Source organism: Kitasatospora misakiensis, assembly GCF_042656005.1.
Classification (GTDB): domain Bacteria; phylum Actinomycetota; class Actinomycetes; order Streptomycetales; family Streptomycetaceae; genus Kitasatospora; species Kitasatospora misakiensis.
Window position 1 is genome coordinate 47576 of the sequence record NZ_JBHSOF010000045.1, and the last position, 26231, is coordinate 73806.

Below are 26231 nucleotides of genomic sequence, written 5' to 3' on the forward strand. Positions count from 1 at the left end.
ATGCCACGAATGAGGCGGTCGACCCTCCGAGCGGGGGACCAGGACATCGTGGACTTCGTGGGGTTCCTCGTCGCCGAGTACGGCTCGGGGAACAGGGCGGCCGCGCTCCTGCGGGAGGTGGGGCAGAGCCCCGGAAAATTCTTCCTCGAGGACGCGATGCTCCATGTGTGGTCGGGCATCGTCGGGAAGGCCCTGGACGACTGCTGGTTCGTGGAGCTGGTCCTGGTGGTGCGAGGCAAGGGGCACACGGCATACGCCGCGCTCTTCGAGCGGATCCTGGCGCGGGCGGACGAACCGGCGACCGACGACGAGGAGGTCCGCCGCAAGGTGTTCGGTGCGGCGCTGCTGGACAACGCGTCCGTCATCGACCGTGACGCCCTGCGGACGAATCTGCGGAAGTTCGCCGGCGCGAGGAACTCCCATGTGATGGTGGTGAACGGCGAGGGGACGTGTGGGAAGACCCACTCCTGGTACCTGATCCACCATGTCGGGCAGTGCTTCGGAGCGGAGCCGAAGCTGGTGAGTTTCGAGCGCTGGGCGGGCCACCCGGCGCGCCCGGTCGAGGTGATGGAGAACGTCGCCGGCGAGCTGGGTTGGCACGAGGTCCCCAAGGTGGCCGAGGACGAGGTGAAGCAGCTGAATCCCCTCGGGCGGTACTTCCGGGTGAATGCCGCCGGGCTCGCACAGCCCCTGTGGTTGGTTCTTGACGGTGTGAACAGGACGAACATCACGGACCACGGTCTGATGATGGTCGGCGAGATCGCGGTGAGCGCGCACAAGAAGACGGCGGGTGACCACCTCTGGGTCGTGCTGATGGACTTCGAGCGCGACCTCTGGGACATCGAATCCTTCGTGCTCCGGGAATCGATCCGCGGCATCACCGCGGATGATGTCCGGAGGTTCTTCCTCTCGGCGGCGGCTGAATCGGATCACGAGCTGTCCGCCGAGCGGATCGACACGCTGGTCCGGGAGGCGGTCGGGTCCGCCCCGGCCGTGGGGCCGCTTCCGCCCGTCGACCTGGGACCCCGCGCGGACCGCCTCGCCCGGGCGTTCTTCGGCGACCAGGGAGGCACCGGATGAACAGGCCGTCGGAACTCTCCGACGAGGAATTCGCGCGCCGCCTGGCCGACCTGAGGGTGAGCGGGGCAGCCGGATCCGGCTCCGAGGAGGTCGGCGAGGCCCGCTGGTTCCTCCGCGATGCCGGTGCGCTGCTGGGCTGCTTCCGGGCCACCTCGCTCCGCCCCGGCGGTACCCGGGCGGACGACGGCGCGCTTCGGGCGTTCATCGACCGGGACTGTCGGCCCGTCCGGACCGCCGACGGCTCGCGGTGGCAGCTGAAGCCCGAGATTCGGACCGAGGCCCTGAACCGCTTCGACTCCGTCGAGTCCATGGTCAGGAGCCTGTACTACACCGAACCCGATCCCGTCGACGTCGAGCGCCGCATGGCCACCGCCTACCTGAGCGGGACGGCGCCCGGCCTGTACGTGCAGAGCGCCGACCAGCTGAGCGGAACCTCGCGCTTCGTCGAATGGGTCGAGGCGGCTCCCCGCGCCCGGAGACTGCTGACGGAACGGATCGCGATGCCGGCCAGGGCCGACATCGAGTCGGCCGTCGGAGTCGCGACTGTCCTCGGCCCCCTGCGTGCTCTCGCCGGCGAGGGCTTCGTCGGCCGGGAGCGGGAGCTGGCGGTACTGGAGGACTACGTCGGGGTCCTGCCGCCCCGATCACTCAAACGAGCCGTCGTCCGCAACGTGCGCTCCGCGATCACCCCCGGCCCGGGGCTGCCGCTGTTCCTCCACGGCCCGGGCGGGGTCGGCAAGTCCACCCTGGTGGCGCGCTTCGTCCTGGACCACGCGGGCATGCCCGGGGCCCGTCCGATCCCGTTCGTGTACCTGTCCTTCGACCGGACCGATCTGCTGCCCGGCCGGCCGCTGACCCTGGTCGCCGAGGCCGTCCGCCAACTGGGCCTGATGTACCCGGAGGTCTCCGGTGCGGCCCGGAAGCTGGAGGAGTCGGTGCGGGCCGCGCTGCGGCGCGAGGTCTCCGTGCTCGGCGACGGCGATCACCGGGAACCGGTGGGACTCCGCTCGTCCAGGCGCGACGAGCAGGAGCTGATTGCCGACTTCGCGGCGCTGGCCCGGCGTGCGACGGGGGGCCCGCCCGGTCCGCTGCTGCTCGTCGTCGACACCGTCGAGCGCGCCCAGCGCCTCGGCGAGGCGGTGCTGCGCTCCCTGTGGGACACCCTCGACTTCCTCCAGTTCGTCCACCCCTCGGTGCGGCTGGTGCTCGCGGGCCGGGCGCCGGTGCTCCAGCGCAAGGTGCGCACCATGGAGATCAAGGGTTTCGAGCCCGAGGTCGCCCTCGACTACCTGCACCGCCGGCTCCGCGATGTCGCCGTCACCGAGGCCGACGACAAGTTCCTGAGGAGGGTGATCGCGACCGTCGGGACCGTCCCGCTCAGCCTCAAACTCGCCGCCGATCTGATCCGCCGCGAGGGGCCGGTCGCGCTGGAGACCAGGCGCCGGATCCTGTTCCGGCTGCCGGCCGAGCAGGTGCAGGGGGTCCTGTACCAGCGCATCCTCGACGAGCTGGGGGACGAGGACCTCCGGAGGATCGCCAGTCCGGGGCTGACGGTCCGGCGGGTCACTCCGGAGGTCATCCGGAAGGTCCTGGCCCGCCCGTGCGGGCTCGGCAGGGTCGACGAGGCGAGGGCCCGGGCGCTGTTCCGCGGGCTGGCGGCCGAGGCCTCCCTGGTCGAGCCCGTGCCGGGCGAGGAGGCCGTCGTCCACCGGGCCGACGTACGCCGGGTGATGCTTCCCCTGCTCTACGAGCGGTACGGCCAGAAGGTCGAGCGGATCAACCGCGAGGCGGTGGAGTACTACCTGGCTCGCGAGGGGCCGGAGGCCAGGGCGGAGCAGCTCTACCACCGGCTGGCGCTCGGGCAGCCGACCGCCGTGCTGGACGAGCACTGGTCGCCGGAGGCAGCGCCGCTGCTGGAGTCGGCCCTGGACGAGTTGCCGCCGACGGGACGGGTCTACCTGGCCGACCGGCTCGGTCTTGTGGTGACGCCCGAGGTCCGGGCGGCGGCCGACGACGAGGCGTGGGTCCGGCAGGCGGTCCGCATCGCACGCGAGCTGCTCGATGCAGGGAGGTCGGCCGACGCTCTCGCCGTGCTCGGTGAGCGGCCGGCCCTCGGGCTGCGGCCGGGGATCGCGGCCCCGTCGATCACGGCGCTGGCCAGGACGGGACAGGCGGACCGGGCCGTCCGCCTGGCGCAGGAGGCGCTGTGCCAGAGCTCCGAGGCCGGGAACCGGACCGGGTTCGCCGATCTGACGGTCCTCGGGGCCCGGGTGCTGGAGGACCGGGAGAGGTTCGCGGAGGCGCTGGACTGGCTGCGCGAGGCCGAGCCGGCCGCCGCGGAGGCGGGGGGCCGCTGGCGCAGGCTGGAGAACCGGGTGGCCCGGCTCCGGCTGTACCGGCGGACGGGAGCGGGGGAATCGCCGGAGGCCCGGCGCCTGCGGTCCGAGGTGATCGGGGACGCCGATTCGGTCGGGCGCCGGAAATGGGCCGACCACCCCGCGCTCGTCCACGACCTCGCCGCGGAGGCGGGGGAGGATCTCCCGGCGCTGGTGGCGATGGCCGCCGGGCTGGTCGGGATCCGGTTCGCGGACGACACCTGGCAGGAGGTCCTCGCGACCGAGGTGAGTGCCGCAAGCCTGCGGGACTTCATGAACGCCGTGGCCGCGCCCTCGGACGGCCGCCCGCCGGAGCAGGTCCCCCGGGGGAGCGCCGAGGCGGACCCACTGGGCGACCTCCTCGACTGGGCCGCCGCCCGCACCGGTGCCGAGCAGGGGCTCCGGATCGCCGCGTACCTCGACGGCGGACCCGAGCACGGCCGCAGCTGGATCCGCGCTCTGGTCCAGGGTTTCCGGTACGAGGTGGACAGCCCGGCGATCGCGTCGTACGACCCGCCGGGAAAGGACCGCCGGTCGGAGGGCGAGACATCATGAAACGCACCGTCGCTGTGATCATCACCGTCGTGGTGACGGTCACCTACGTGATCTTCGCCGCGCTGCTCTGGGCGAACGCCGAGGACGGCGACCCGGCGTGGACGCACCGGCTCCTGGTGTTCTCCGGGGTGGAGGCGATCGCGTTCGCCGCCCTGGGCTGGCTGTTCGGCCGGGAGATCAACCGTCATGCCGCGGACGCCGCCGACCGGGCGACCGCCGAATCGGTCCGGGCCTCGGCGGAGAAGGGCGTCGTGACCGGCAAGGCACAGGCCCTGGCGGAGGCCGTCCGCGCGGACCGGGCGGTCCGGGCCGAGGCCGACACCACGGCCACGGCCGAGGCCCGCGCCTATGCGGCGGCCGAGGGCGTGGAGCGCGGGTCGGTCGCCGACCGGGAGCGCGAGCCGTCACCGGACGCCCTCCGAACCCTCGCGGACCGCCTGTTCCCACCCGCCTGAGGCCGGCCGCCGGGGTCGGTGGCCGGACCGTCATGTCTCCTAACGTGTGCCGGGGGAGTTCGAGCCGGTGGTGAGGACGGTGTCGACGTGGGCCGCGAGGGAGGAGCGCAGGGCTTCGGGTGTCATTTGCTGGGTGCCGATCAGGTGGACCACGAGGTCGGCGCGGATGGCGGAGAGGAGGGCGTGGGCGGCGAAGTCCGGGTTGGGGAGGCCGGGTACCCGTTGCAATGCCGCGCGCAGGGTTTCGTGCCACCAGGCGTAGTGCTGGGCCTGGTAGGGGCTGCTGATGCCCGCTTCCTCGGCGGCGGCCATCAGGTTCCGGTTCTCGATCTTGAAGCTGAGTGCGGTGTCGAGGAGGTCCAGCACCTGCTGGCGAGGTGAGGATCCGGCCGAGTCCCGGGCCTCCCGTGCGGCCTGCTGCAGGGGTTCGAGGCGGGCGGCGATCACGGCGGCGATCAGGCCGGCGCGGTCGCCGAAGCGGCGGAAGAGGGTGCCCTTGCCCACGCCGGCGGCCGTCGCGATGTCGTCCATCGACACGCTGTGGGGGCTGCTGCTGGCGGCGAAGAGGGTGTCGGCGGCGGCCAGGACGGCTTCCCGATTGCGCAGGGCGTCCGCACGTTCGGTGCGCTGGGCCACGGGTCCTCCTGGGTCTTCGGGTCGGCTCGGCTCGGCTCGGCCTCGGGAATGATATGCCGCCGCCTCGGGATCAACCGTTCCGTTCGAGTTCCCGTTCGACGAAGGCGCGGAGGGTGCCCGGGGGGCGGCCGGTGAGGCGCTGGACGGTGTCCGTGGTGCGGTCCTCGGCGCCGTCGGCGATGGCGCGGTCCATGCCGGCGAGCATGGTGGCGAACTCCAGCGGGATCTCGGCCGCCCAGCGGTCGCGCAGTTGCTCGAAGGTCAAGTGCCGGTGCACGACCTGTCGGCCGGTGACCTCGCTGATGGTCGCGGCGACCTCGTCGTAGCTGAGCGTCTGCGGGCCGGTGAGGACCAGGTCGGTGTCGGGGGCCCGGTCGTCGGTCAGGGCGCGGACGGCGACGGCGGCGATGTCCCCCGCGTCGACGAACCCGACGCGGCCGTGTCCGGCGGCGGTGAGGATCGCGCCGTCCGCCCGGATGCTGCGGGCGTGGGGGGCGGAGCCGGCGAAGTTCTGCATGAACCAGGAGGGGCGCAGCACCGCCCACTCCGGGAACAGGCCGGGCAGTTCCTCGTGGACCAGGCCCACCGCCGGACCGCCCGCGGGGATCGCCGAGGAGCTGAGCAGCACCGCGCGGTGCAGGCCCGCCGCGCGGGCCCGGCGGAGGAAGGGCAGCAGGACCGCGGCCGGGTCGGAGGAGCCGACGGGCGGGACGAGGTAGGCGCGGTCGACGCCGTCCAGGGCCTCGCCCCAGGTCGTGGGCTCGTACCAGTCGAAGCGGACGGCCCGCGCGCCCTCGGCGCTGCGGCTGCCCGCCTTGACGCGGTGGCCCTCCGCGAGGAGCCCGGCGGTGACGCGGCGGCCGGTGGTGCCGGTGGCCCCGATGACCAGGGTGGTGCCGGAGGTCGTCATCGGGTCGCTCCCGCGAAGTCGGTGCCGGGCAGGGAGACGGCGAGGGGGTTCCAGTAGTCGCGGTAGGAGGTGATGAGTCCGGCCTTGACCGTGACCACGGCGATGTAGGTCATGTCGAAGGGGCTGTCCGTCTCCACCAGCTGCAGACCGTGGCGGTACAGCGTTTCGGCCGGCGTGGGGATGGTCATGGTCAAGGCTTCCGTTCTGCTCGACGTCATGGGGACCTGGCCAGAAAACGGACCGGCGGTCCGTATGGCCTGAAGCATACGGACCGTCGGTCCGCTTAGCAAGGAGATCACCATGGGTCCGGCGAGGTCGGGAGGCGAGGGGCGGGGCTCTCTGGAATCCTGGCGAGGAAGCGCCTACCGGGCGCGGAGCGAGGAGTCGACATGTCCGGACTGTTCGAAGCGAGTGTCGAGGTGGCCCGCCCGGTGGAGGAGGTCTTCGCGTATCTCGCCGACGGCCGCCACGACCCCGAGTTCAGCCCCCGGGTCCTGGAGATCACGAAGACTCCGGACGGCCCGACCGCCGTCGGGACGGTCTTCCGCAGCACCGTGAAGGACGCCGGGATGAAGTCCGCCCGCCAGTTCCGCATCACCGGCCTGGAGGCACCGCGCACGGTCCGCTGGACCGAGGAGAGCAAGAACCTCATCACCGCCGAAGGTGGCTACGACCTGGAGCCGCTGCCGGACGGCCGCACCCGTGTCCGGGTCTTCAACCAGCTCGAAGGCCACGGACTTGGCAAGGTCCTGCTCGGCCCGGCGCTCCGCGCGGCCCGCAAGGACGCCCCCGACTTCGGCCGCCGGATCAAGGCCGCCGTCGAGGGGTCCTGACCTCACACGCAGGGCGGCCACCTCGATCCGGGGTGGCCGCTGCCTTTGTCGTCGGGGGCGGGGTGGGGGTGGTGGGCTCGGTGCGGTCGTTCAGGAGTGGGCGGTGCCGTAGCGGCGCTGGAAGCGCTCGACGCGGCCGGCGGTGTCGAGGACGCGGTTCTTGCCGGTGTAGAAGGGGTGGCTGGCGGAGGAGATCTCGACGTCTATGACGGGGTAGGTGTTGCCGTCCTCCCATTCGACGGTGGCGGTGCTGGTGACCGTCGAGCGGGTGAGGAAGGCGAGGCCGCCGGCCTTGTCGCGGAAGACGACGGGGCGGTAGGCGGGGTGGATGTCGGGGCGCATGGGGATCTCCTGTCGGGTCGTTGCTGTGGCAGGACTATAGCAAAATGAAATCCGTTTTCATCTAGGATGATGCGGAGCCGACGGCGGCGCGCCCGGCCGACCGGGGCTGCCGGGGGGAGCGTGGGGAAGACCCGATGATCACAGGTGGTAGCAGGAGCGTGTGAGGAGCCGCAGCATGGAGGAAAGGCCGCCGGGCGACGGCGACCCGCACCATCACGAGGCACTGGTCGGCGCGGGCCACGTGCATGCCCACGGCCCCGCCACGCCGGTCTCGGCCCACCTGCGCAGGGTCATCGCCGCCGTGCTGATCCCGTTCGGGGTGGCGGTCGTCGTCGGGCTCATCGTCCTGTGGCCCGGCGGGGTGCCGGCGCACGAGCGCACCGGCGTCGGCTTCGACCAGCAGACCCAGCGCGGCAAGGTCACCCGGGTGGTGGAGGTGCCCTGCTCCGACATCAACCCCGCGGACCCGGGCACCTGCCAGCAGGACACCGTCCAGGTGACCACCGGCGCGGACAAGGGCCGCACGTTCACCGTGAGCGTGCACCCGGGCGAGCTGCGCCGCTACAGCGTGGGGCAGGAGGTGATCCTGACGTATTCGCCCGACGCGCCGCAGGACCTCCAGTACACGGTCGTCGACGTCGACCGGGACACCCCGATCGCGCTGCTGGCGGGGCTGTTCGCGGTGGCCGTGCTGGCGGTGGGGCGCTGGCGCGGCCTGACCGCGCTGATCGCCCTGGCGATCAGCTTCGCCGTCCTGTCGCTGTTCATCCTCCCGGCCATCCTGCGCGGCTCCGATCCGCTGCTGGTGGCGGTGGTCGGCGCCAGCGCGATCATGCTGGTCGCGTTGTACCTGTGCCACGGACTCTCCGCCCGCACCTCGGTCGCCGTCCTCGGGACCCTGGTCTCGCTGATCCTGATCGGCGTCCTCGGTCTGGTCTTCACCAACTGGGCTCACCTCACCGGCAACACCTCGGAGGAGACCGGCCTCATCCACGGCCTCTACCCGGGCATCGAGATCCGCGGCCTGCTGCTCGCCGGCTTCATCATCGGCTCCCTCGGGGTGCTCGACGATGTGACGGTCACCCAGACCTCGGCGGTCTGGGAGCTGAAGCAGGCCGACCCCACCATGAACGCCCGCCGCCTCTACAACGCGGGCGTACGGATCGGCCGCGACCACATCGCCTCCACCGTCAACACCCTGGTGCTCGCCTACGCGGGCGCGGCCCTTCCGCTCCTGCTGCTCTTCTCCATCGCCCAGCGGGACTTCGTGTCGGTGGCGACCAGCGAGCTCGTCGCCGAGGAGATCGCCCGCACCCTCGTCGGCAGCATCGGGCTGGTCGCCTCGGTGCCGGTCACCACCGGCCTGGCCGCCCTGATCGCCGCGGCCGACCACCCCGACTCCGTACCCGGGGCGGCCGGCGGGGCGGCCGGCCCGACCCGCCCGCGGCACCGCCGTCGGCGGCGTCGACGTGGCGGTGCTGCCGACCGGACCTGAAAGCGGACCGGCTCAGCACACCAGGCTCAGCGCACCCGGCGGTCCTCCAGCGGGGCGGCGTGCCGGACGGGCCCGGGGGCGCCGGGCAGGTGGGGCTGGTGGTTGACCAGGCGGGCGGAGTTGCCGACGACGGCGATGCTGCTGGTGTTGTGGAGCAGCGCGGCCAGGACGGGGTTGAGGGAGCCGCCGGCGCCGACGAGCAGGCCGACCAGGTTGACGCCGATGGCGAGCCCGTAGTTCTGGCGGACCACCCGCAGGGTGTGCCGGCTGAGTTCGACCACGGCGGGCACCTGTCGCAGGTCGTTGCCGGCCAGCGCGATGTCCGCCGTCTCCAGCGCGACGTGGGAGGAGTGCTCGCCCATGGTGATCCCGACGTCGGCCAGGGCCAGCGCGGGGGCGTCGTTGGTCCCGTCGCCGACCATGGCGACCAGGTGGCCCTCGGACTGGAGGTCGCGGATGATCTGCAGCTTGGCCTCGGGCAGGGCGTGGGCGTGCACCTCGGTGATGCCGAGGCTGTCGGCGACGACCTGGGCGGTCTCGGGGGCGTCACCGGTGAGCAGCAGGATCCGGGTGACGCCGAGGTCCTGGAGCTGCCGGACGACGGTGTCGGCCTCGGCGCGCACCGCGTCGGAGACGCCGAGCATGCCGATCAGGTCCTCGTCGTGGGCGAGGCAGATGACGGTCTCGCCGTGGGCGCGCAGCTGCTCGGTCCAGCGCGCCGCCTGCTCGGGCAGCTCCACGCCGTGCCGGCGCAGCAGCGCCGGGCTGCCCACCAGCAGCCGGGAGCCGTCGAGTTCGGCGCGCATGCCCATGCCGAGGACGACCTCGCAGGCCTGGTGGATGGGGACCGTCAGGTGCTCCTCCTCGCTGCGCCGGACGATGGCCTGGGCGAGCGGGTGGCGGGCGTGCAGTTCGCCGGAGGCGGCGAGGCTCAGGACGTCGTCGGCGGTGAAGTCCTGGCTGAACGTCACCACGCTGGTGACCAGGGGCCGTCCGATGGTGAGGGTGCCGGTCTTGTCGAAGACGACGGCGGTGACCCGGCCGACGCCCTCCAGGTGGGTGCCGCCCTTGATCAACGCGCCGTGGCGGGCGCCGGCGCCGATGGCCGCGCTGACGGCGGTCGGGGTGGCGAGTCCGGCGGCGCAGGGGCAGGCGATCAGCAGCATCGTCATCGCCCGGCGGGCGTCCCGGGTGAGCAGGTAGGTGAGGCCGGCGACGGCGAAGGAGACCGGGACGAAGCGGCGGGTGAAGCGGGTGGCGACGGTCTGGATCGGGGCGCGGTCGCTCTGCGCCTCCTCGACCCGGGTGATGATCCGGCCCACGGTGGTGTCGCGGCCCACCGAGGTCGCCCGTACGGTCAGCGAGCCGGAGGTGACGATGGTGCCCGCGTACACCTCGGAGCCCTCCCGCGCGTACACGGGCAGCGCCTCGCCGGTGATGGCGGCCTGGTCGACGAGCGCCTCGCCGGAGAGCGTGATGCCGTCGACCGGGATCCGGTGGTGCTCGTAGACGGCCACCGCGTCGCCGACGGCCACCTCCTCCAGCGGGATCTCGATCTCGACGCCCTCCTCGCGGACCAGCCAGACCCGCTCCTCGCCGATGGCGAGCAGGTCCTCGATGGCGCGGCGTGTCCGGCGCAGGGTGAGGGTCTGCAGGAACTCCCCGATGTTCAGCAGCCACAGGACGGTCAGGGCGACCACGTTCTCCCGCAGCAGCAGGGAGATCACGGTGGCGGCGGTGACCAGGGAGTCGGTGCCGGGGCTGCGGCGGCCGAGCAGGGTGCGCAGGGCGCCGCGGAAGAACGGGAGGCCGGTGAAGACCGTCACCGCGCCGAGCAGCCCGGCACCCCGGCCGGCGACCACCGGTGGGCGGCGCAGCAGCACCCGCCGCAGGGCCACCGCGGCGAGAACGGCGCCGCCGACCACCAGCCGGGCGACCTCACCGGTGGTGGAGTCCGGCAGCGAACGGCTGGCGCGGACGGGCGCGGACGCCGGTGGCGGCTCCTCCAGGCGGGCGACCAGCCGCTCCACGTCGAGGTGGTCGGGGACCAGCCAGATCACCACGCTCCCGGTGCGGGGGAACACCCGCAGCGCCCGGAAGCCCTCCAGACCGGCCAGCCGGTCGTCCACCAGCCCCGCGCAGCCCGGCCGGGCCCGCAGCCACGGTACGGTCAGCCGGATCCGGCCCGCGGCGACGGACCGGACGATCACGCCGGACATGGCTCAGTGCTCGTGGTCGTGGTCGTGCGCCTCGGGGCTCACCGCCGACGGCGGCGGGGCCTCCTCGCCGAGCGTGGAACGGGCCTCGGCGAGCACGTCCCCGGCCTTGAGCCGGGCCTCCTCGGCCGCGCCGGAGACCCATCGGCTGGCCCTGATGCCGCCGGCGATGCCGTTGACGAGCACCCGGCGCGCCGTCGGTCCGGCCTTGGGCGCGGCCTGGGCGGCCCCGCGCAGGACCAGCCCGCCGACGACGCCCGAGACGGTGTAGTGGATCAGACGGCCGGCGGCGGTGCCGGCGACAGCGGCGGGGTTCATGGTGTTCTCCTTCGCTCAGGGTGCCCGGGGGCCTGGCGAACACGTGTCTCCCTCTTTCCACGGTAAGGGAGATCATGCCGACGGGCCCGGCGGCGGGTGCTCGGGCCGGTCCTGGAGGCTCGGGGTGATGCGGGAGCGCGGGTCCGGCCGCCCGCTGTCAACGTTGACAGCGGGGCGGCGGTCAGCCCGAGGCCCGGACGACCAGCCAGGTGGGGAGGACCACCGATTCGCCGCGGGCCGGGTTCCGCAGCAGCAACTCCATGGCTCGGGAGCCGAGTTCCTCCACCGGTTGGCGGACGGTGGTCAGTCCCGGTCGGCACAGCGCCGCGACGGGTGCGTCGTCGAAGCCGATCAGCGCCACGTCCTCGGGCACCCGTAGGCCGTGCCGCCGCAAGGTCCTGAGCGCTCCCGCGGCCATCTGGTCGGAGGCGGCGAACACCGCGTTCAGCTCCGGGCGCTGGTCCAGCAGCCACTGCATCGCGTGCTCGCCGGAGGCGCTGCTGAAGTCGCCGTACGCCACGGCCGGCCGTACCGCGGCCATCGCGGCCACCGCCTGGTGGTACCCGGCCAGCCGGTCCGCGCCGGCGGCGGTGTCCGGCGGGCCGGCGATGGTGGCCACCGAGCGGCGCCCGGACGCGTACAGCCGCCGCACCGCGTCCCTGGCGCCGGCGAGGTTGTCCGCGTCCACGAACGCCACCGTGTCCGGCTCCGAGGGCCGGCCCAGCGACACCACGGGCACCCCGGCCGCGTGCAGCAGCCGGGTGAGCGCGGTGTCCCCCCAGGGGCCGACCAGCAGGACGCCGTCGACGTGGCCGCCGCAGAGGTAGCGCACCAGCGGTGGCCGCCGGGAGCGGCGGGGCACCGTGAAGACGGCCAACTCCCGCTCGGCGCCCGACGGGGAGCGCCGCAGCCCGGCCAGCAGCCGGACCGGGAAGGCGTCCGCGTGGTACTGCAGCGGATCGGCGAAGACCACGACGGCCACCACGCCGGTTCCCCGGGCCCGGGGCGCCCGGCGGCGGACGTACGCCAGCTCGCGCGCCGCCCGTTCGACCCGGGCCGCGACGTCGAGGGAGACCCGGGCGGAACGGTTCAGCACCCGGGAGGCGGTCGCGGTGGAGACACCGGCGTGGCGGGCGACCTCGGCCAGCGTCGGGGCGGACTCGTTGCCGCGCATGGGCTGAGGCACGGGTTGGGGCATGGGTTGAGGCATGGCTTGGGGCATGGTGCCGTCCTGGATCGGTCCTCGACACGGGAGCTACACCCTCGGACCGGCACACCCCGCGCCGGTCCACCCACCGCTGCCAGCTTGGTCGGTTGAACGATCAGCGTCAAGGGATCCGACACCGATCGGGGATCGGCGGGGAATCGCGGTGGGAGCGCGCCTGCCCGGGCCGCGGGCGGACGCGCCCGCACATCTAGCCGGGGCATGTGAGACACCGTCACCAGGTGTGGGAGCGCTCCCAGAAAACGCTGTAACTTACACGCCGCCCGGCCGAGCGCCCCACCGCCCCGGGACCGGGCTCCGCGCTGGTCGCGGCCGTGGTCCGGCCCCGGCCGGCCCGCCGGTCGGCACCGCCGGGCCCGGCGGGCGCTTCCCAAGCCGGGCGCGCCGCCCCACGATCGCACGCAACACCTCCGTCCGCCGCGCCACCCCCCACCCGCGCGGCGGAAACCCCCACCCAACTGGAGGACGTGCATGCGCAGCAAAGCCCTGCGTGCCGGGAGAACCCGGCTCGCCATCACCGCGACGGCCACCGCGCTCGCCCTGACCGGCGCGGCCGGCGGCGTCCTCGCGGTGCCCACTCCGGCAGCCGCCGCCGGCCTGTCCTGCGGCGTGAACTACGCCGTCAACGACTGGGGTGGCGGCTTCACGGCCAACATCACCATCACGGACACCGGCACCACCGCGATCAACGGCTGGACCCTCGGCTACACCTACGCCGGCAACCAGACCCTGCAGAACGGCTGGAACGGCACCTGGAGCCAGAGCGGACGGACCGTCACCGTCACCAACCCCGGCTACGCCGCCACCATCGACCCCGGGGCCAGCTTCACCACCGGCGCCAACTTCGCCTACAGCGGCGCCAACACCGCCCCCACCGCCTTCACGGTCAACGGCACCCCCTGCCGCGGCGCCAACCAGCCCCCGACCGTCTCGCTCACCTCCCCGGCCGCCGGGCAGACCTTCACCCCCGGCTCCACCGTGCCGGTGTCCGCCACCGCGGCCGACACCGACGGCACGGTCTCCAAGGTCGACTTCTACGCCTCGACCTCGGCCGGCAGCAACACCCTGATCGGCACCGACGCCACCGCGCCGTTCACCGTCAACTGGGCGAGCGTGGCGGCGGGCGACTACTCGGTCACCGCCGTCGCCACCGACGACGCCGGCGCCACCACCACCTCCAGCCCGGTCGCGATCAAGGTGGCCGGGCCGAGCCTCCTGGTCAACCCGGCCACGCTCGCCGTCCAGCAGGGGAGCACCGGCACCTTCACCGTCGCTCTCTCCCAGGCGCCGACCGCCAACACCACCGTGGCGGTGACCCGTTCGGGCAGCAACCCGGACCTGAGCGTCACCTCCGGCGCCGCCCTCACCTTCACCCCCGCCAACTGGAACGTCCCGCAGACCGTCACCATCGCGGCCGGCACCGACCCGGCCCAGGTCGGCGGCACCGCCACCTTCACCGCCACCGCGACCGGCTTCGGCTCCGCCGCCGTCAAGGTGACCGAGGCGGCGAAGGCCTCGGGCTACGCCCAGTACTTCCTGGACCTCTACAGCAAGATCAAGAACCCGGCGAACGGCTACTTCAGCCCGCAGGGCATCCCGTACCACTCGGTGGAGACCCTGATCGTCGAGGCGCCCGACTACGGCCACGAGACCACCTCCGAGACGTACAGCTACTGGCTCTGGCTGGAGGCCGACTACGGCCGGGTCACCGGGGACTGGACGGGCTTCAACAACGCCTGGACCAACCTGGAGACCTATCTGATCCCCAGCCACGCCCAGCAGCCGGGCCAGAGCACCTACAACCCGGCCAAGCCCGGTCAGTACGGCCCCGAGAAGGCCCAACCTGACCAGTACCCGGTCAAGTTGAACCCCAATGTGCCGGTCGGCACCGACCCGCTCTCGGCCGAGCTGAAGACCGCCTACAACAGCCCGGACATCTACGCCCCGGCCTGGCTGCTGGACGTCGACAACAAGTACGGCTTCGGGCAGTGCGAGGACGGCACCACCAAGCCCAGCCTGATCAACACCTTCCAGCGCGGCCCGGAGGAGTCGGTCTGGGAGACCGTGCCGCAGCCCGACTGCGACGTGTTCAAGTACGGCAACAGCAGCTCCGGCTTCCTCAGCCTGTTCAACGACGGCGGCGGCTCGTACAGCAAGCAGTACAAGTACACCGACGCGCCCGACGCCGACGCCCGGCTGATCCAGGCCGCCTACTGGGCCGGGCAGTTCGCCAAGTCGCAGGGCAAGAGCGCGGCCATCACCGCGACCCTCGACAAGGCCGCCAAGCTCGGCGACTACCTGCGGTACTCGCTCTACGACAAGTACTTCAAGCAGGCGGGCAACTGCCTCGGATCCACCACCTGCCCCGCCGGCAGCTCCAAGGCGAACGAGCAACTCGGCCTGCTCACCTGGTACTTCGCCTGGGGCGGGGCGGCCGACGGCAGCTGGTCGTGGCGGATCTCCGGCTCCGCCGCCCACCAGGGCTACCAGAACCCGATGGCCGCCTGGGTGCTCGCCAACGACCCCGGCCTGAAGCCGCTCTCGCCGAGCGCGGCCACCGACTGGGCGGGCAGCCTGGACAAGCAGCTCCAGTTCTTCCAGTGGCTGCAGTCCACCGAGGGCGGCATCGCCGGCGGCGCCACCAACAGCTGGGGCGGGAACTACGGCGACGACGCGCCGCCGCCGGCCGGTGACCCGACCTTCTACGGCCTGTACTACGACTGGCAGCCCGAGTACCACGACCCCGCCTCCAACCAGTGGTTCGGGTTCCAGACCTGGTCGATGGAGCGGTTCGCCGAGTACTACTACACCACCGGCGACACCCGGGCGAAGGCCATCCTCGACAAGTGGATCCCCTGGGCGATGTCGGTCTCCAAGGCCGACCCGGCCACCGGCACCCTGACCACCCCCGAGAAGCTCACCTGGACCGGCGCGCCCGACACCTGGAGCGCCACCAGCCCCGGGGGCAACACCGGCCTGCACGTCACCGCGAGCGGCAGCGCCACCGACGTCGGCGTGGCCGGCTCGCTCGCCAAGACCCTCGCGTACTACGCGGCCAAGTCCGGCAGCAGCGGCGCCCAGAAGTTCGCCCAGAACATCCTGGACACCCTGCACGCCAAGTACACCGACAACCTGGGCTACTCGGCCCCCGAGACCCGCGCCGACTACAGCCGCTTCACCGAGGCGTACTCGGCGACCACCCACCAGGGCCCGTACATCCCGCCGGGCTGGACCGGCACCTACCCGGACGGCACCAAGATCAGCTCGTCCAGCAACACCTTCCTGTCCCTCCGCCCCTGGTACACCAGCGACCCGCAGTGGTCCAAGGTGCAGGCCTACCTCGACGGCGGCGCCGCGCCGACCTTCAACTACCACCGGTTCTGGGCCCAGGCGGACATCGCCACGGCCTTCGACACCTTCGCCCAGCTGTTCCCGACGGTGAACCCCGGCAGCTGACCGGGCCACCCCGGCCCCGGCTCCTGGTCCGGCCCCGGTTCCGCGCTAGTCCGCGGAGCCGGGGCCGCGACTTCGCGCCGGGTGGCCCCCCGGTGGGGAGGGGCCACCCGGCGGGAGGGTCAGGCCGCGGGGCCGGCGGGGGCGTGCAGGAGCTCGGCCAGCACCTTGGGCAGCTCGTCGGCGGAGCCGGCGGTCCGGGCGCGCCAGGCCACGTGCCCGTCCGGCCGGACCAGGACGCCGCCGTCGGCGTCGACCTCGCGCAGCCGCTCCCAGGCCCCGTACGGGTCGCGCAGGCCCTCGGCGGAGCCGATCGTGCGGACCGTCACCGGCACCCCGGTGAGCCGGGCGGCCTCGCGGGCGGCGTCGTGCCAGCGGTCGCCGCCGCGGCCGGTGAGCAGGACGAAACGGCCCCGGCCGACCACGTCCAAGGTGGAGCGGCGCCGGCCGCCGTCCTCCAGCCAGGCGTGCGGCAGACGCGCGCCGGGCCAGGTGGTGGGCTGGTAGTACAGCTCCGGGTCCCGGTCGTTGACCGGCTCGGGCGTGCCGTCGTCCACCCGGGCACCGCCGCGGTAGCGGTAGCCGATCTCGACGCCGTGCGCGTTGACCTGGTAGTTGATCCGGTCGGTCGCTTCGGCCAGCGCGGCGCGCCGGGCGGCGGCCTCCTCGGTGTCGTCGCCGAGGCCGCGCAGCAGCTCCCACTGCTCGGTGGCGCTCTGCCCGGCGGTGAAGCCCAGGGCCGCCGGGATGCCGAGGAAGTCCATCATGCTGCGGACGGCGCGGTCGACGATCTGGCCGCCCACCGGCAGCCGCTCGGCCTGGTAGGTGTCCAGCAGCGCGGGCGAGGCCGCGCCGTCCAGCACCAGCTTCAGCTTCCAGGAGAGGTTGAAGGAGTCCGCGACCGCCGAGTTCAGCCCGAGGCCGTTGGTCGGCGGCATCTGGTGCACCGCGTCGCCGACGCAGAACACCCGGCCGTTGGCGTAGCGGGGGGCGACGACCGCGTTGACCTCCCACGGCGAGACGTTCTTGATCCGGATGTCGACGGACGGGTCGCCGATGCTCTCCCGGATGTGCGCCAGGATCTCCTCGTGGTCGTCGCGGTCGAACTCCGCGCCGTGGTCGAGGAAGCGCAGGTAGACCCACTCGTTCCAGGGGCGGATGCTGACGAACACCCGGCCGTCCTCCGGCGGGTTGCCGGGCACGGCGCCCATGTACAGGATGGCCGGGCGGTCGGCGCAGTACTGCGAGAGGTCCGCCTCGAACCAGACCGAGGCGACCTTGGCCAGCCCGGTGAGGCCCTCCACGGTGAGTCCGGCCTGCTCCATCACCCGGCTCCGCGCACCGTCGGCGCCGATCACGTAGTCGGCGCGCACGGTGTACTCCAGGCCGGACTGCCGGTCGGCGACCACGGCCGTGACGCCGTCCTCGTCCTGCTCCAGGCTCAGGAACTCCTGCCCGAGGCGGAGTTCACCGACCCCGGCCTGCCGGACCTGCTCGACCAGCAGCGGCTCCAGCAGGTGCTGCGCGAGGTTGCACATCGTGCTCGGGCTGGCCGCCAGGTAGTCGCCGATCCGGTCCGGGCCGTTGCCGTAGGCGTCCAGCCGGCTCACCTCGGGGCCGGCGAAGGTCGACATGAAGACGTGGTTGGCCAGCAGCGGGCTCGGGGTCGCCTCGGCCGCCACCTGCTCCTCGACACCGAGGTCGCGCAGGATCTCGCCGGTGCGCTGGTTCAGCAGGTGGGCCCGGGGGGTGTGGGCCGTGCCCGGGTACTTGCCGATCAGCAGGTGGGCGACGCCGTAGCGGGAGAGCGCCAACGAGGCGGTCAGGCCGGCCGGACCGGCGCCGACGATCAGGACCGGGACGCGGACGTCGGGGGTGGTGGTCGTGGTCACTTCGCGGCCTTCCGTGCGTAGCCGGCGTAGATCACCGACGTGTCCTTGTGCACACCGAGCTCGAACCGCCGCCCCAGCTCGCCGTACGTGATCTCGCCCCGGGCCCTGCTGCGCATCGCCTTCAGCAGCTCCAACTGCGGCCGGTTGGAGGCGAATCCGACGAGGTCCTGATTGGTCAGGCCGTGCTTGCGGAAGACCGCGTGGAGCTCGGCCGGCTTGATGAAGCTCTTCCAGTCGTGCAGGTCCTTGGGCGCGAAACTGACGGACTTCCAGTCCTGCGCCATCTTGATCATCGCCAGCTTGGACCGGAAGGTCCGGTTGATGGTGTCGTAGAGGTAGTGGCCGCCCGGCTTGAGCACCCGCACGGCCTCGCCGACCGCCTGGTCCACCGAGGTCACGTGCTCCAGGGTGTCGCAGCAGTACACCAGGTCGAAGGTCCCGTCGGGGAAGGGGAGTTCCTCGGCGAAGCCCTGCTGGTAGGTGATCTCGAGACCGGACTGCCGGGCGTGCTCGCCCGCGGCCTCCAGGGACGGGCCCGAGGGGTCCACGCCGGTGACCAGACACCCGGCGCCGGCGAAGAGCTCGGCCAGCAGGCCGCCGCCGCACCCCACGTCGAGCACCTTGAGGCCCGCGAGCTCCAGCCGCAGCTTGTTGGTGAGGACGTCCCGGAAGTAGTCGAACCGGGCCGGGGTGAAGGCCTCCAGCGCGGCGAACGGCTGGTCGTCCTGCCACCAGGAATGCGTGTTGTAGACGTCGTTGTCGACGGGCATGATGCGACTCCTCAGGAGATCTTGACGGTCGGACGGTAGAGGTCGAGCCAGACGGCCAGGTCGAGGACGCGTTCGAAGGCCTCGCGCTCGTCCCGGTCGACGGCCTCGGGCCGGGCACCCGCGGCCGCCGTCAGCGCGGCGCGGTCGAAGAACGCGACCGCCTGGTGGTCGCCCGACAGCAGGTCGCCGACCTGCCGCTGCAACTGCCCCACGTAGGCGAGTTGCTGGGTGTGCGGGTAGAGGGCCTTCGCCCGCTCCACCACCGACCCGGGCAGGACGTCCCGCACCGCGGCGCGCAGCAGGCTCTTCTCCCGGCCGTCGAAGGTCTTCATCGCCCAAGGGGTGTTGTAGACGTACTCCACCAGGCGGTGGTCGCAGAACGGCACGCGCACCTCGAGACCGACCGCCATGCTCATCCGGTCCTTGCGGTCCAGGAGCAGGCCCAGCAGGCTGGTCAGGTGCACGTGGCAGAACTCGCGCATCCGCCGCTCGTGCGCGTCCTCGCCGTCCACCACCGGGATGTCGGCGACCGACTCGTTCCAGCGCTGCGCCCAGTAGCCGGGGACGTCGAGGGTCTTCAGCAGCAGCTCGGCGTCGATCAGCTTGGTCGGGTGCTTGCGCGGGCCGAGCCCGGAGGCGGTCACCCACGGGAACATCGGGACCTGCTGGACGGCCGGCAGGTGGAACCACGGGTAGCCGCCGAAGATCTCGTCGGCCGACTCGCCGGACAGGGCGACCGTCGAGTGCTGGCGGATCGCCTTGAACAGCAGGTACAGCGAGTTGTCCGCCTCGCCGAAGCCGAACGGCAGGTCGCGGGCGGTCACGGTGGCCAGGCGCACCTCGGGGTCGGCCAGGGCCTGGTGGTCGAGCCGGATGTCGTGGTGGTCGGTGCCGACGTGCTCGACCACCGCGCGGGCGAACGGCGCGTCCTGCGAGCCGCGCAGCTCGTCGGGGCGGAACGCGTCCGGCTGCTCGAAGTCGACGGTGAAGGTGCGGGCCCGCTCGCCCTGGGCCGCCAGGCGGCGGCCGGCCAGGGCGGTGAGGGCGCTGGAGTCGAGGCCGCCGGAGAGCAGCACGCACTGCGGCACGTCGGCGACCAGCTGCCGGGCCACGCTGTCCTCCAGCAGCTCCCTGACGTGCGCGACGGTGGTCGCGGTGTCGTCCCGGTGCTCGGCGACCTCCAGTCGCCAGTACACGTGCTCGCGCAGGCCCGAGCGGTCGACGGTCACCATGGTGCCCGGCTTGACCTCGTGCATGCCCGCCCAGACCGCGCGGCCGGGGGCCTTGACGAATCCGAACAGTTCACGGAAGCCGTCGGTGTCCACCACCGGGTCCACCGCCGGGTGGGCGAGCAGGGCCTTCGCCTCCGAGCCGAACAGCACGCCGTCGGCGGTCGGGTAGTAGTAGAGCGGCTTGATGCCCAGCCGGTCGCGCAGCAGCACCAGCTTGTCCACGCGGCCGTCCCAGATGCCCAGCGCGTACATGCCGTTGAGCCGGTCGGCGATCCCCTGCCCCCACTCCAGGTAGCCGCGCAGCACCACCTCGGTGTCGCTGGAGGTGCGGAACTCGTGCCCCCGGCGGCGGAGTTCGTCCCGGAGCTCGGTGAAGTTGTACGCCTCACCGCTGTACGTCATGGCGACCGGGCCGTCCGGTGTCTCGACCACCATCGGCTGCACGCCGCCCGTCAGGTCGATGATCGCGAGCCGGCGGTGGCCCAGCGCGGCGTGCGGGGACAGCCAGGTGCCGGCGGCGTCCGGACCGCGGCAGGCCATGGTGTCGGTCATGGCGGTCAGGGTGGAGAGTTCACGTTCGAGGTCGTGCTGGAAGGAGATCCAGCCGGCGATCCCGCACATTCGGTTCTTCTTTCGTTCGGGCTTTCGTTCGGGGGGCGGGGGTGGGCCGGGCGGTCAGCGGTGCGCGGCGCCGTGCCGGGAGGCCATGTACGCGGGCAGGCCGTCGATGTGCGAGCGGCCGGTGGGGGCGAAGAAGAAGCGGTCCAGCGGGCCCTGGAGGAACGACCACGGGCTGTTCAGCTCGGCCGCCCAGCGCCAGCCGAACCGGGCGCCGTTCTCGGTCGGCTCGACCACGTAGTCCTCGACCAGGTGACGGAAGATCGGGCGGGTCGCCTCGGTCGCGGAGAAGGTCTTGCGGGTGCCCTCCTCCCAGCGGAAGAAGCGCTCGCGGAGGGTGAAGTCACCGTCCATCTCGATCTCGCGGGTGGTGCCGACACCGAACGGACGGGGCGAGGTCCAGGTGAGGCGCCGCATCCCCTTCGTCCAGCTGGACACGCCGTCGCCGGTCAGGGCCGCCCAGGTCTCCTCCACGGAGAACGGCACCTCCACCGTACGGGCGTGGTAGAGCTTGGCCGTGGCGAAGAGCGAGTCGTCGGCCTCCTCGATCGGGTACCAGCGTGTGGCCATGGCGTCGGGTCCTTCCGGGAACGGGTCAGCGGGTCGGGGCGGGGTGGGAACGGGGTCGGGCAGGACGGGGCCGGAGCTCACGGCTCAGCCCTTGCGGGCCCGGAACAGGCCGACGGAGCCGCGCACGACGAGGTCGAAGTCGTCGAAGGACTGCTTCAGCTGGTCGCGCAGGTCCTCCAGGTCGTCCTGGTCGTTGTGGAAGACGCCCTTCGCGTTGAGGTTGTCCATCAGCCAGCGGCCGGCCCGGGTGACCGGGACCCCCTTCGACAGCACGGTGCTGCCGAAGACCGTGCCGCCGGGCTTCACGGCCGCGGCCGCGTGCCGGATGGCCACGCCCTTCTCGCGCAGGCTGCCGGGGATGCAGTGCAGCAGGAAGCTCAGGGCGGCCGAATCCTGGCTCTCGGCGGGCACCGGCAGCGGCTCCAGGGCGTTGGCGACCACCTTGGTGGTCCTGAAGTGCGCGAGCCGCTCGGCGGTGAAGTCGAGCGTGCTGGGGTTGAGGTCGGCCAGCGTGATGTGCGGGTTCGACACCGGGAACCGGGCGTGCGCCAGCAGGTAGCCGGTGCCGACACCGATCTCCAGGTGCTTCGCGCCGACGCAGTCGGTGTACATCTGCCGGAAGTTCTGCGGCGAGCACCGCCAGAACAGCGGAGCGCTGCCGCGGAAGACGATCAGGTCGTAGAAGGTCAGCGCGCGGCGGTGGTAGGGGGCCATGCCGTCGTGGACGGCCTGGTCCAGGGCGGCGGGCTGCTGGCTGTTGTCAGTGCTCATGTTCTGCTCACCTTCGTCGGGAATCGGAGATCGTGCTGGTCGGGACGGTCAGGCGACCGGCTCGGCGAGCCGGCCGAGTCGGTCGAGGACGGCGTGCACGGTGCTGGGGCTGTGCTCGCCGGTCATCGTGAAGTGGTCGCCCGGTACCTCGGCCCCGGTGTGCGGAGCCGGCCAGGAGGCCTGCCAGTCGGCGGCGGGGAAACCGGGCAGCGGCCGGGCGGCGCGCAGGTGGAGCGTGGGCGTGGCCAGGGGCCGGGGCTGCCAGGCCTCGAAGAGCCGGGCGTAGCCGCCCATCGCGGTGAGGCAGACGTCGTCCAGCAGGTTCCCGGCGGGAATCCGACCGTCCGTCAGCTGGGCGGCGATCTCCGCCTGGATGCGGGGAAGTATGGCACTGCCGGGCCGGTAGCTGTCCAGCAGGACGACCGACACCGGGAGGGCGCCGAGTTCCTCCAGGCGCGCCGCCACGGCGTGCGCGATCCAGCCGCCGGCCGAGTGGCCCAGGAGTGCGAACGGCTGCCCGGCGGCCAGCCGTTCGACGTCCTCGGCGTGCAGGCGCACCAACGCGTCGAGATCGGCCGGGAGTTGCTCGCCCGCGGCGAAGCCGGGAGCGGGCAGCGCCCAGAGCTCGTGCCGGCCGCCCACGGCGGCGGCGAGCCGCGCGTACTGGTGCGCGCCGGACCTGCTCGCGAACGAGGGGAAGCAGAAGAAGCGGGGCGCGGCCGGGCCCTGGGTGAGGCGGACGGGAGCCGGTCGGCCTGGCGCGGCGGGCGGGCTGTCGAAGGTGTCGCGGAACCGCGCGGCGGCGGTGAGGAGTTCGGTGAACTCCGCGAACCGGCCCAGCTCCGCCGCACGCGGTGCGAGCGAGGCCAGCAGGCCGCCGGACGGACCGGTCGGCGGCGTCGGTTCGGCGTCCAACCGGGCCAGCAGGTGGGCGGCGAGGGCGTCGAGCGTGGAGTGCTCGAACACCGCCGTGGCGGGCAGCTCCAGCCCGGTGGCGGCCTGGAGGGTGGCGCTCAGCTCGGTCGCGGCGAGCGAGTCGAGCCCCAGCTCGGGCAGGCTGAGACCGGTCTCCACGTCCTCGGTCGAGGCGTGACCGAGCGCGGCGGCCACTTCTGCGGCCACCAACTCCCGGAGGAACGGGCCGCGTTCGGCCGGGCTGAGGGTGGACAGCCGTACTTGCGGCCGCTCGGCGGTCTCCGCTTCGGGCGTACGGGGGGAGCCCGGCGCGGTGGCGGGCACCTCGGCGCTGTGCTCGGTGGGCTGGGCGACCGCGGTGACGCCCTTCGGCCAGAACCGGCGGCGCTGGAACGCGTAGGTGGGCAGGGCGACCCGGCCCTCACCGGAGTCGGTGAGGACGGCCGCCCAGTCCACCGGGACGCCACGGACGTGGGCACCGGCGAGCGCGGTCAGCGCGCTGTCCGCCTCCGGCCGGCCGTACCGCAGCAGCGGCAGCGCTGCCGGAGCCGGGCTCCGGTCGGCCAGCGCGCCCCGCACCAGGGCGGACAGGACGCCGCCGGGGCCGAGTTCGAGGAAGGTGGTCACGCCGTCCTCCGCCATCCGGAGCAGTCCGTCGTGGAAGCGCACCGCCTCCCGGATGTGCCGGACCCAGTACTCCGGGGTGCACACCTGCTCGGCCGAGGCCGGCCCGCCGGTCAGGTTCGACAGCAGCCGGATCCGCGGCGGCCGGTACGCGAGCCCGCTCGCCGCCTCGTGGAAGCGGTCCAGCACACCGTCCATCAGCGGCGAGTGGAAGGCCCGGGTGACCCGGAGGCGCTTCGTCCGGCACCCACGTGCGGTGAGGACGGCCGCGACCTCCTCGACCGCCTCGGCCAGGCCGGAGAGCACGATGGCGCGCGGCCCGTTGACGGCGGCGATGCCGAGCTGGTCCTCCCGGCCCGCCAGCAGCGGTAGCACCTCGTCCTCGGATGCCTCGACGGCCACCATCGCGCCGCCACCCGGCGAGTCCTGCATCAGCCTGCCGCGCGCGGCGACCAGGCGGCAGGCGTCCTCCACCGTCAGCACGCCGGCCGCGCAGGCCGCCGTGAGTTCGCCGACGGAGTGGCCGCCGACGTAGTCGGGCGTCACGCCCCAGGACGCCAGGAGGCGGAAGGACGCCAGGCCGACGGCGAAGAGCCCGGCCTGGGTGAACACGGTCTCGTCGAGCAGGGCGGCCGTGGGGGTGCCCTCCGGGGCGAACAGGACGTCGCGCAGCGCCGGGCGCCCGGGCTCGGCCAGGTGCTGGTCCAGCTGCTCGCACACCTCGTCCAGCGCCTGCGCGAAGACCGGATGGGCCTGGTGGAGGCCCTGGCCCATGCCGGGCCGCTGGCTGCCCTGGCCGGGGAAGAGGAAGCCGACCCGGCCGGGGGCCACGGTGCCCCGGAGCACTCCGGGCGTGGTGCCGTCGGTGGCCAGCGCGTCGAGTCCGGCCCGCAGTTCGGGCAGGTCGCGGCCGAGCACGACCGCCCGGTGCGGCAGGGCGGCCCGGGACAGCGCCAGCGAGCGCCCGACGGCGGTGGGGGTGACGGCGGGGGCCTCGGCGGAGGGGGCCGCCTCGGCGAGGTGGTCCCGCAGGCGCTCCGCCTGGCCACGCAGGGCGGCCGTGCCGCGGGCCGAGACCGGCCAGGCGACGAGCGGCGGGGGCGCGTCGTCCCCGGACGCGGCGGGCAGGGGCGCGTCGTTCCCGGACACGCCGTCCCCGGACGCGGCAGGCAGGGGCGCCTGTTCGGGCACCGTCGGGGCCTGTTCGAGGATCACATGGGCGTTGGTGCCGCTGATGCCGAAGGCGGACACGCCCGCGCGCCGGGGACGGCCGCCCTCCGGCCAGGCCACCGGCTCGGTGAGCAGGGCGACCGCACCGGAGGACCAGTCGACGTGCGGGGTGGGGGCGTCGGTGTGCAGGGTGGGCGGCAGGAGGCCGTGCTCCATCGCCTTCACCATCTTGATCACGCCCGCCATCCCGGCCGCCGCCGCGGTGTGCCCGATGTTCGACTTCACCGAGCCCAGCCACAGCGGCCGTTCCGCCGACCGGTCACGCCCGTACGTCGCGAGCAGCGCCTCGGCCTCGATCGGGTCCCCGAGCGGCGTGCCCGTCCCGTGCGCCTCGACCGCGTCCACCTCGTCCGCCGCCAGCCCGGCGCTGGCCAGGGCCTGCCGGATGACCCGCTGCTGGGCGGGACCGTTGGGCGCGGACAGGCCGTTGCTCGCGCCGTCCTGGTTGGTCGCCGAGCCCCGGATCACGGCCAGCACCGGATGCCCGTTGCGGCGGGCGTCGGACAGCCGCTCCAGCAGCAGCACACCCGCACCCTCGCCCCAGGCGGTGCCGTCGGCCGCGGCGGCGAACGGCTTGCACCGGCCGTCCGGGGCCAGTCCGCGCTGCCGGCTGAAGCCGATGAACGCCTGCGGCGTGGACAGCACGGTGACGGCCCCCGCGAGCGCGAGCGTGCTCTCGCCGGCGCGCAGCGACCGGCAGGCCAGGTGCAGGGCGACCAGGGACGAGGAGCACGCGGTGTCCACCGTCAGGGCCGGCCCCTCCAGCCCGTAGGTGTAGGCGAGCCGACCGGAGATGACGCTGGCCGCGTTGCCGGTCAGCAAATAGCCCTCCAGGTCGTCCGGGCGTTCCTGGGCCAGCAGGTGGTAGTCCTGGCCGCTGCTGCCGGCGAAGACGCCGGTCCGGCTGCCGCGCAGGGACTCCGGGTCGATGCCGGCGCGTTCGAAGGCCTGCCAGGAGGTCTCCAGCAGCAGCCGCTGCTGCGGGTCCATGGCGAGGGCCTCGCGCGGGCCGATGCCGAAGAAGGCGGCGTCGAAGCGGTCGGCGTCATGGAGGAAGCCGCCCTCGCGGGCGTAGGTGCGGCCGGGGCGCTCGGGGTCGGGGTCGTAGAGGTTGTCGAGGTCCCAGCCCCGGTTCTCGGGGAACGGCGTGATCGCGTCGCGGCCGTCCGCGACCAGCCGCCACAGGTCCTCGGGGCTGCGCACCTCGCCCGGGTAGCGGCAGGCCATGGCGACGATGGCGATGGGCTCCTCGTCGTCGGCGGTCGCCGCGGGGAGGTGCGGGGCGTCGTCGACCGACGGTTCGGTGCCGGCGAGTTGGGCGAGCAGGTGGCGGCCCAGGGCCTCGGGCGTCGGGTGGTCGAAGGCGACGGCGGCCGGGAGCCGGAGGCCGGTGGCGGCGATCAGCCGGTTGCGCAGCTCGACCGCGGTGAGCGAGACGAATCCCAGCTCGTGGAAGGAGCTTCCCGGCGGGATCGGAACGGTGAGGCCGAGGACGGCGGTCGCGTGGGACCCCACCAGGTCGAGCAGCAGACGCTCGCGGTCGGGCTCGGCCAGTTCGGCCAGGCGTCGGCGCAGCTGCGCCCCGGCCGAATCCGCGGCGCCTTCGTCCGGTTCGGCGATCGGCGTGCCCGTCCCGACGGTGTCCACCCAGTAACGGCGGTGCTGGAAGGGGTAGGTGGGGAGGTCGGGGTGGGTGCCGGGGGTGAGGAAGGGGGT

General features: G+C 73.2%; 18 protein-coding genes and 1 pseudogene. 6 read left to right on the top strand and 13 right to left on the bottom strand.

The features are described 5' to 3' along the window. From ACFP3U_RS27900 to ACFP3U_RS27910, 3 genes are read left to right on the top strand one after another with little or no spacing between them, the layout of a single operon-like run. On the top strand, window positions 1–1080 hold the full coding sequence (locus tag ACFP3U_RS27900) for an RNA-dependent RNA polymerase family protein (RefSeq protein WP_380228470.1): 1080 nt from the start codon (window positions 1–3) through the stop codon (window positions 1078–1080). Beyond that, the gene (locus ACFP3U_RS27905) at window positions 1077–4010 is read left to right on the top strand and encodes an AAA family ATPase (protein WP_380228471.1); all 2934 of its coding nucleotides are present in this window, start codon (window positions 1077–1079) and stop codon (window positions 4008–4010) included. The genes ACFP3U_RS27900 and ACFP3U_RS27905 overlap by 4 nt, the downstream gene beginning before the upstream one ends. After that, on the top strand, window positions 4007–4465 hold the full coding sequence (locus ACFP3U_RS27910) for a hypothetical protein (protein ID WP_380228472.1): 459 nt from the start codon (window positions 4007–4009) through the stop codon (window positions 4463–4465). Before ACFP3U_RS27905 ends, ACFP3U_RS27910 begins: the two co-directional genes overlap by 4 nt. A 39-nt stretch (window positions 4466–4504) precedes the next feature. Here the strand turns inward: ACFP3U_RS27910 and ACFP3U_RS27915 are convergent, their stop codons facing one another. The 3 genes and pseudogenes from ACFP3U_RS27915 to ACFP3U_RS27925 form a co-directional block, all read right to left on the bottom strand. After that, window positions 4505–5101: a TetR/AcrR family transcriptional regulator gene (locus ACFP3U_RS27915; protein WP_380228473.1), complete on the bottom strand. Its 597-nt coding sequence runs from the start codon at window positions 5099–5101 to the stop codon at window positions 4505–4507. Window positions 5102–5171: 70 nt separating this feature from the next. After that, window positions 5172–6011, bottom strand: coding sequence for an NmrA family NAD(P)-binding protein (locus tag ACFP3U_RS27920; RefSeq protein ID WP_380228474.1), 840 nt, complete (start codon window positions 6009–6011; stop codon window positions 5172–5174). Next, window positions 6008–6154 (bottom strand): annotated as a pseudogene (locus ACFP3U_RS27925) (nuclear transport factor 2 family protein); the annotation flags it as partial. The pseudogene ACFP3U_RS27925 and the gene ACFP3U_RS27920, both read right to left, overlap by 4 nt. 246 nt (window positions 6155–6400) lie before the next feature. Between ACFP3U_RS27925 and ACFP3U_RS27930 the strand changes: the two are divergent. Then, a complete protein-coding gene (locus ACFP3U_RS27930; RefSeq protein ID WP_380228475.1) occupies window positions 6401–6844 on the top strand; it encodes an SRPBCC family protein in 444 nt (147 codons plus the stop codon). A gap of 90 nt (window positions 6845–6934) precedes the next feature. On the opposite strand, the gene ACFP3U_RS27935 is transcribed toward ACFP3U_RS27930, so the two are convergent. Continuing rightward, window positions 6935–7186, bottom strand: a complete 252-nt coding sequence (locus ACFP3U_RS27935) for a type B 50S ribosomal protein L31 (protein ID WP_380228476.1) — start codon at window positions 7184–7186, stop codon at window positions 6935–6937. A gap of 175 nt (window positions 7187–7361) precedes the next feature. Between ACFP3U_RS27935 and ACFP3U_RS27940 the strand changes: the two genes are divergently transcribed. Further along, the gene (locus ACFP3U_RS27940; RefSeq protein WP_380228477.1) at window positions 7362–8681 is read left to right on the top strand and encodes a YibE/F family protein; all 1320 of its coding nucleotides are present in this window, start codon (window positions 7362–7364) and stop codon (window positions 8679–8681) included. A gap of 26 nt (window positions 8682–8707) precedes the next feature. Here the strand turns inward: ACFP3U_RS27940 and ACFP3U_RS27945 are convergent, their stop codons facing one another. From ACFP3U_RS27945 to ACFP3U_RS27955, 3 genes are all read right to left on the bottom strand, one after another. Next, complete coding sequence (locus tag ACFP3U_RS27945; RefSeq protein WP_380228478.1) at window positions 8708–10900, bottom strand: heavy metal translocating P-type ATPase; 2193 nt, start codon at window positions 10898–10900, stop codon at window positions 8708–8710. Between the two features lie 3 nt (window positions 10901–10903). Further along, a complete protein-coding gene (locus ACFP3U_RS27950; protein WP_380228479.1) occupies window positions 10904–11215 on the bottom strand; it encodes a DUF1490 family protein in 312 nt (103 codons plus the stop codon). A gap of 181 nt (window positions 11216–11396) precedes the next feature. Further along, window positions 11397–12401, bottom strand: a complete 1005-nt coding sequence (locus tag ACFP3U_RS27955; protein WP_380228480.1) for a LacI family DNA-binding transcriptional regulator — start codon at window positions 12399–12401, stop codon at window positions 11397–11399. Between the two features lie 510 nt (window positions 12402–12911). Between ACFP3U_RS27955 and ACFP3U_RS27960 the strand changes: the two genes are divergently transcribed. Further along, entirely contained in the window at window positions 12912–15896 is a 2985-nt protein-coding gene (locus ACFP3U_RS27960; protein ID WP_380228481.1) for a glycoside hydrolase family 48 protein, read from the top strand. Between the two features lie 119 nt (window positions 15897–16015). Here the strand turns inward: ACFP3U_RS27960 and ACFP3U_RS27965 are convergent, their stop codons facing one another. The 6 genes from ACFP3U_RS27965 to ACFP3U_RS27990 all read right to left on the bottom strand — a co-directional run. Further along, window positions 16016–17785, bottom strand: a complete 1770-nt coding sequence (locus ACFP3U_RS27965) for an FAD-dependent monooxygenase (protein WP_380228482.1) — start codon at window positions 17783–17785, stop codon at window positions 16016–16018. Further along, on the bottom strand, window positions 17782–18555 hold the full coding sequence (ubiG, locus tag ACFP3U_RS27970; protein WP_380228483.1) for a bifunctional 2-polyprenyl-6-hydroxyphenol methylase/3-demethylubiquinol 3-O-methyltransferase UbiG: 774 nt from the start codon (window positions 18553–18555) through the stop codon (window positions 17782–17784). Before ubiG ends, ACFP3U_RS27965 begins: the two co-directional genes overlap by 4 nt. Before the next feature lie 11 nt (window positions 18556–18566). Next, window positions 18567–20408, bottom strand: a complete 1842-nt coding sequence (gene asnB, locus ACFP3U_RS27975; protein ID WP_380228484.1) for an asparagine synthase (glutamine-hydrolyzing) — start codon at window positions 20406–20408, stop codon at window positions 18567–18569. Between the two features lie 54 nt (window positions 20409–20462). Next, window positions 20463–20975 (bottom strand): SRPBCC family protein, encoded by a 513-nt coding sequence (locus ACFP3U_RS27980; RefSeq protein ID WP_380228485.1) that lies wholly within the window; start codon window positions 20973–20975, stop codon window positions 20463–20465. 84 nt (window positions 20976–21059) lie between these two features. Further along, window positions 21060–21746, bottom strand: coding sequence for a class I SAM-dependent methyltransferase (locus tag ACFP3U_RS27985; RefSeq protein ID WP_380228486.1), 687 nt, complete (start codon window positions 21744–21746; stop codon window positions 21060–21062). Between the two features lie 48 nt (window positions 21747–21794). After that, on the bottom strand, window positions 21795–26231 hold a 4437-nt coding region (locus tag ACFP3U_RS27990), incomplete at its 5' end, for a type I polyketide synthase (RefSeq protein ID WP_380228487.1).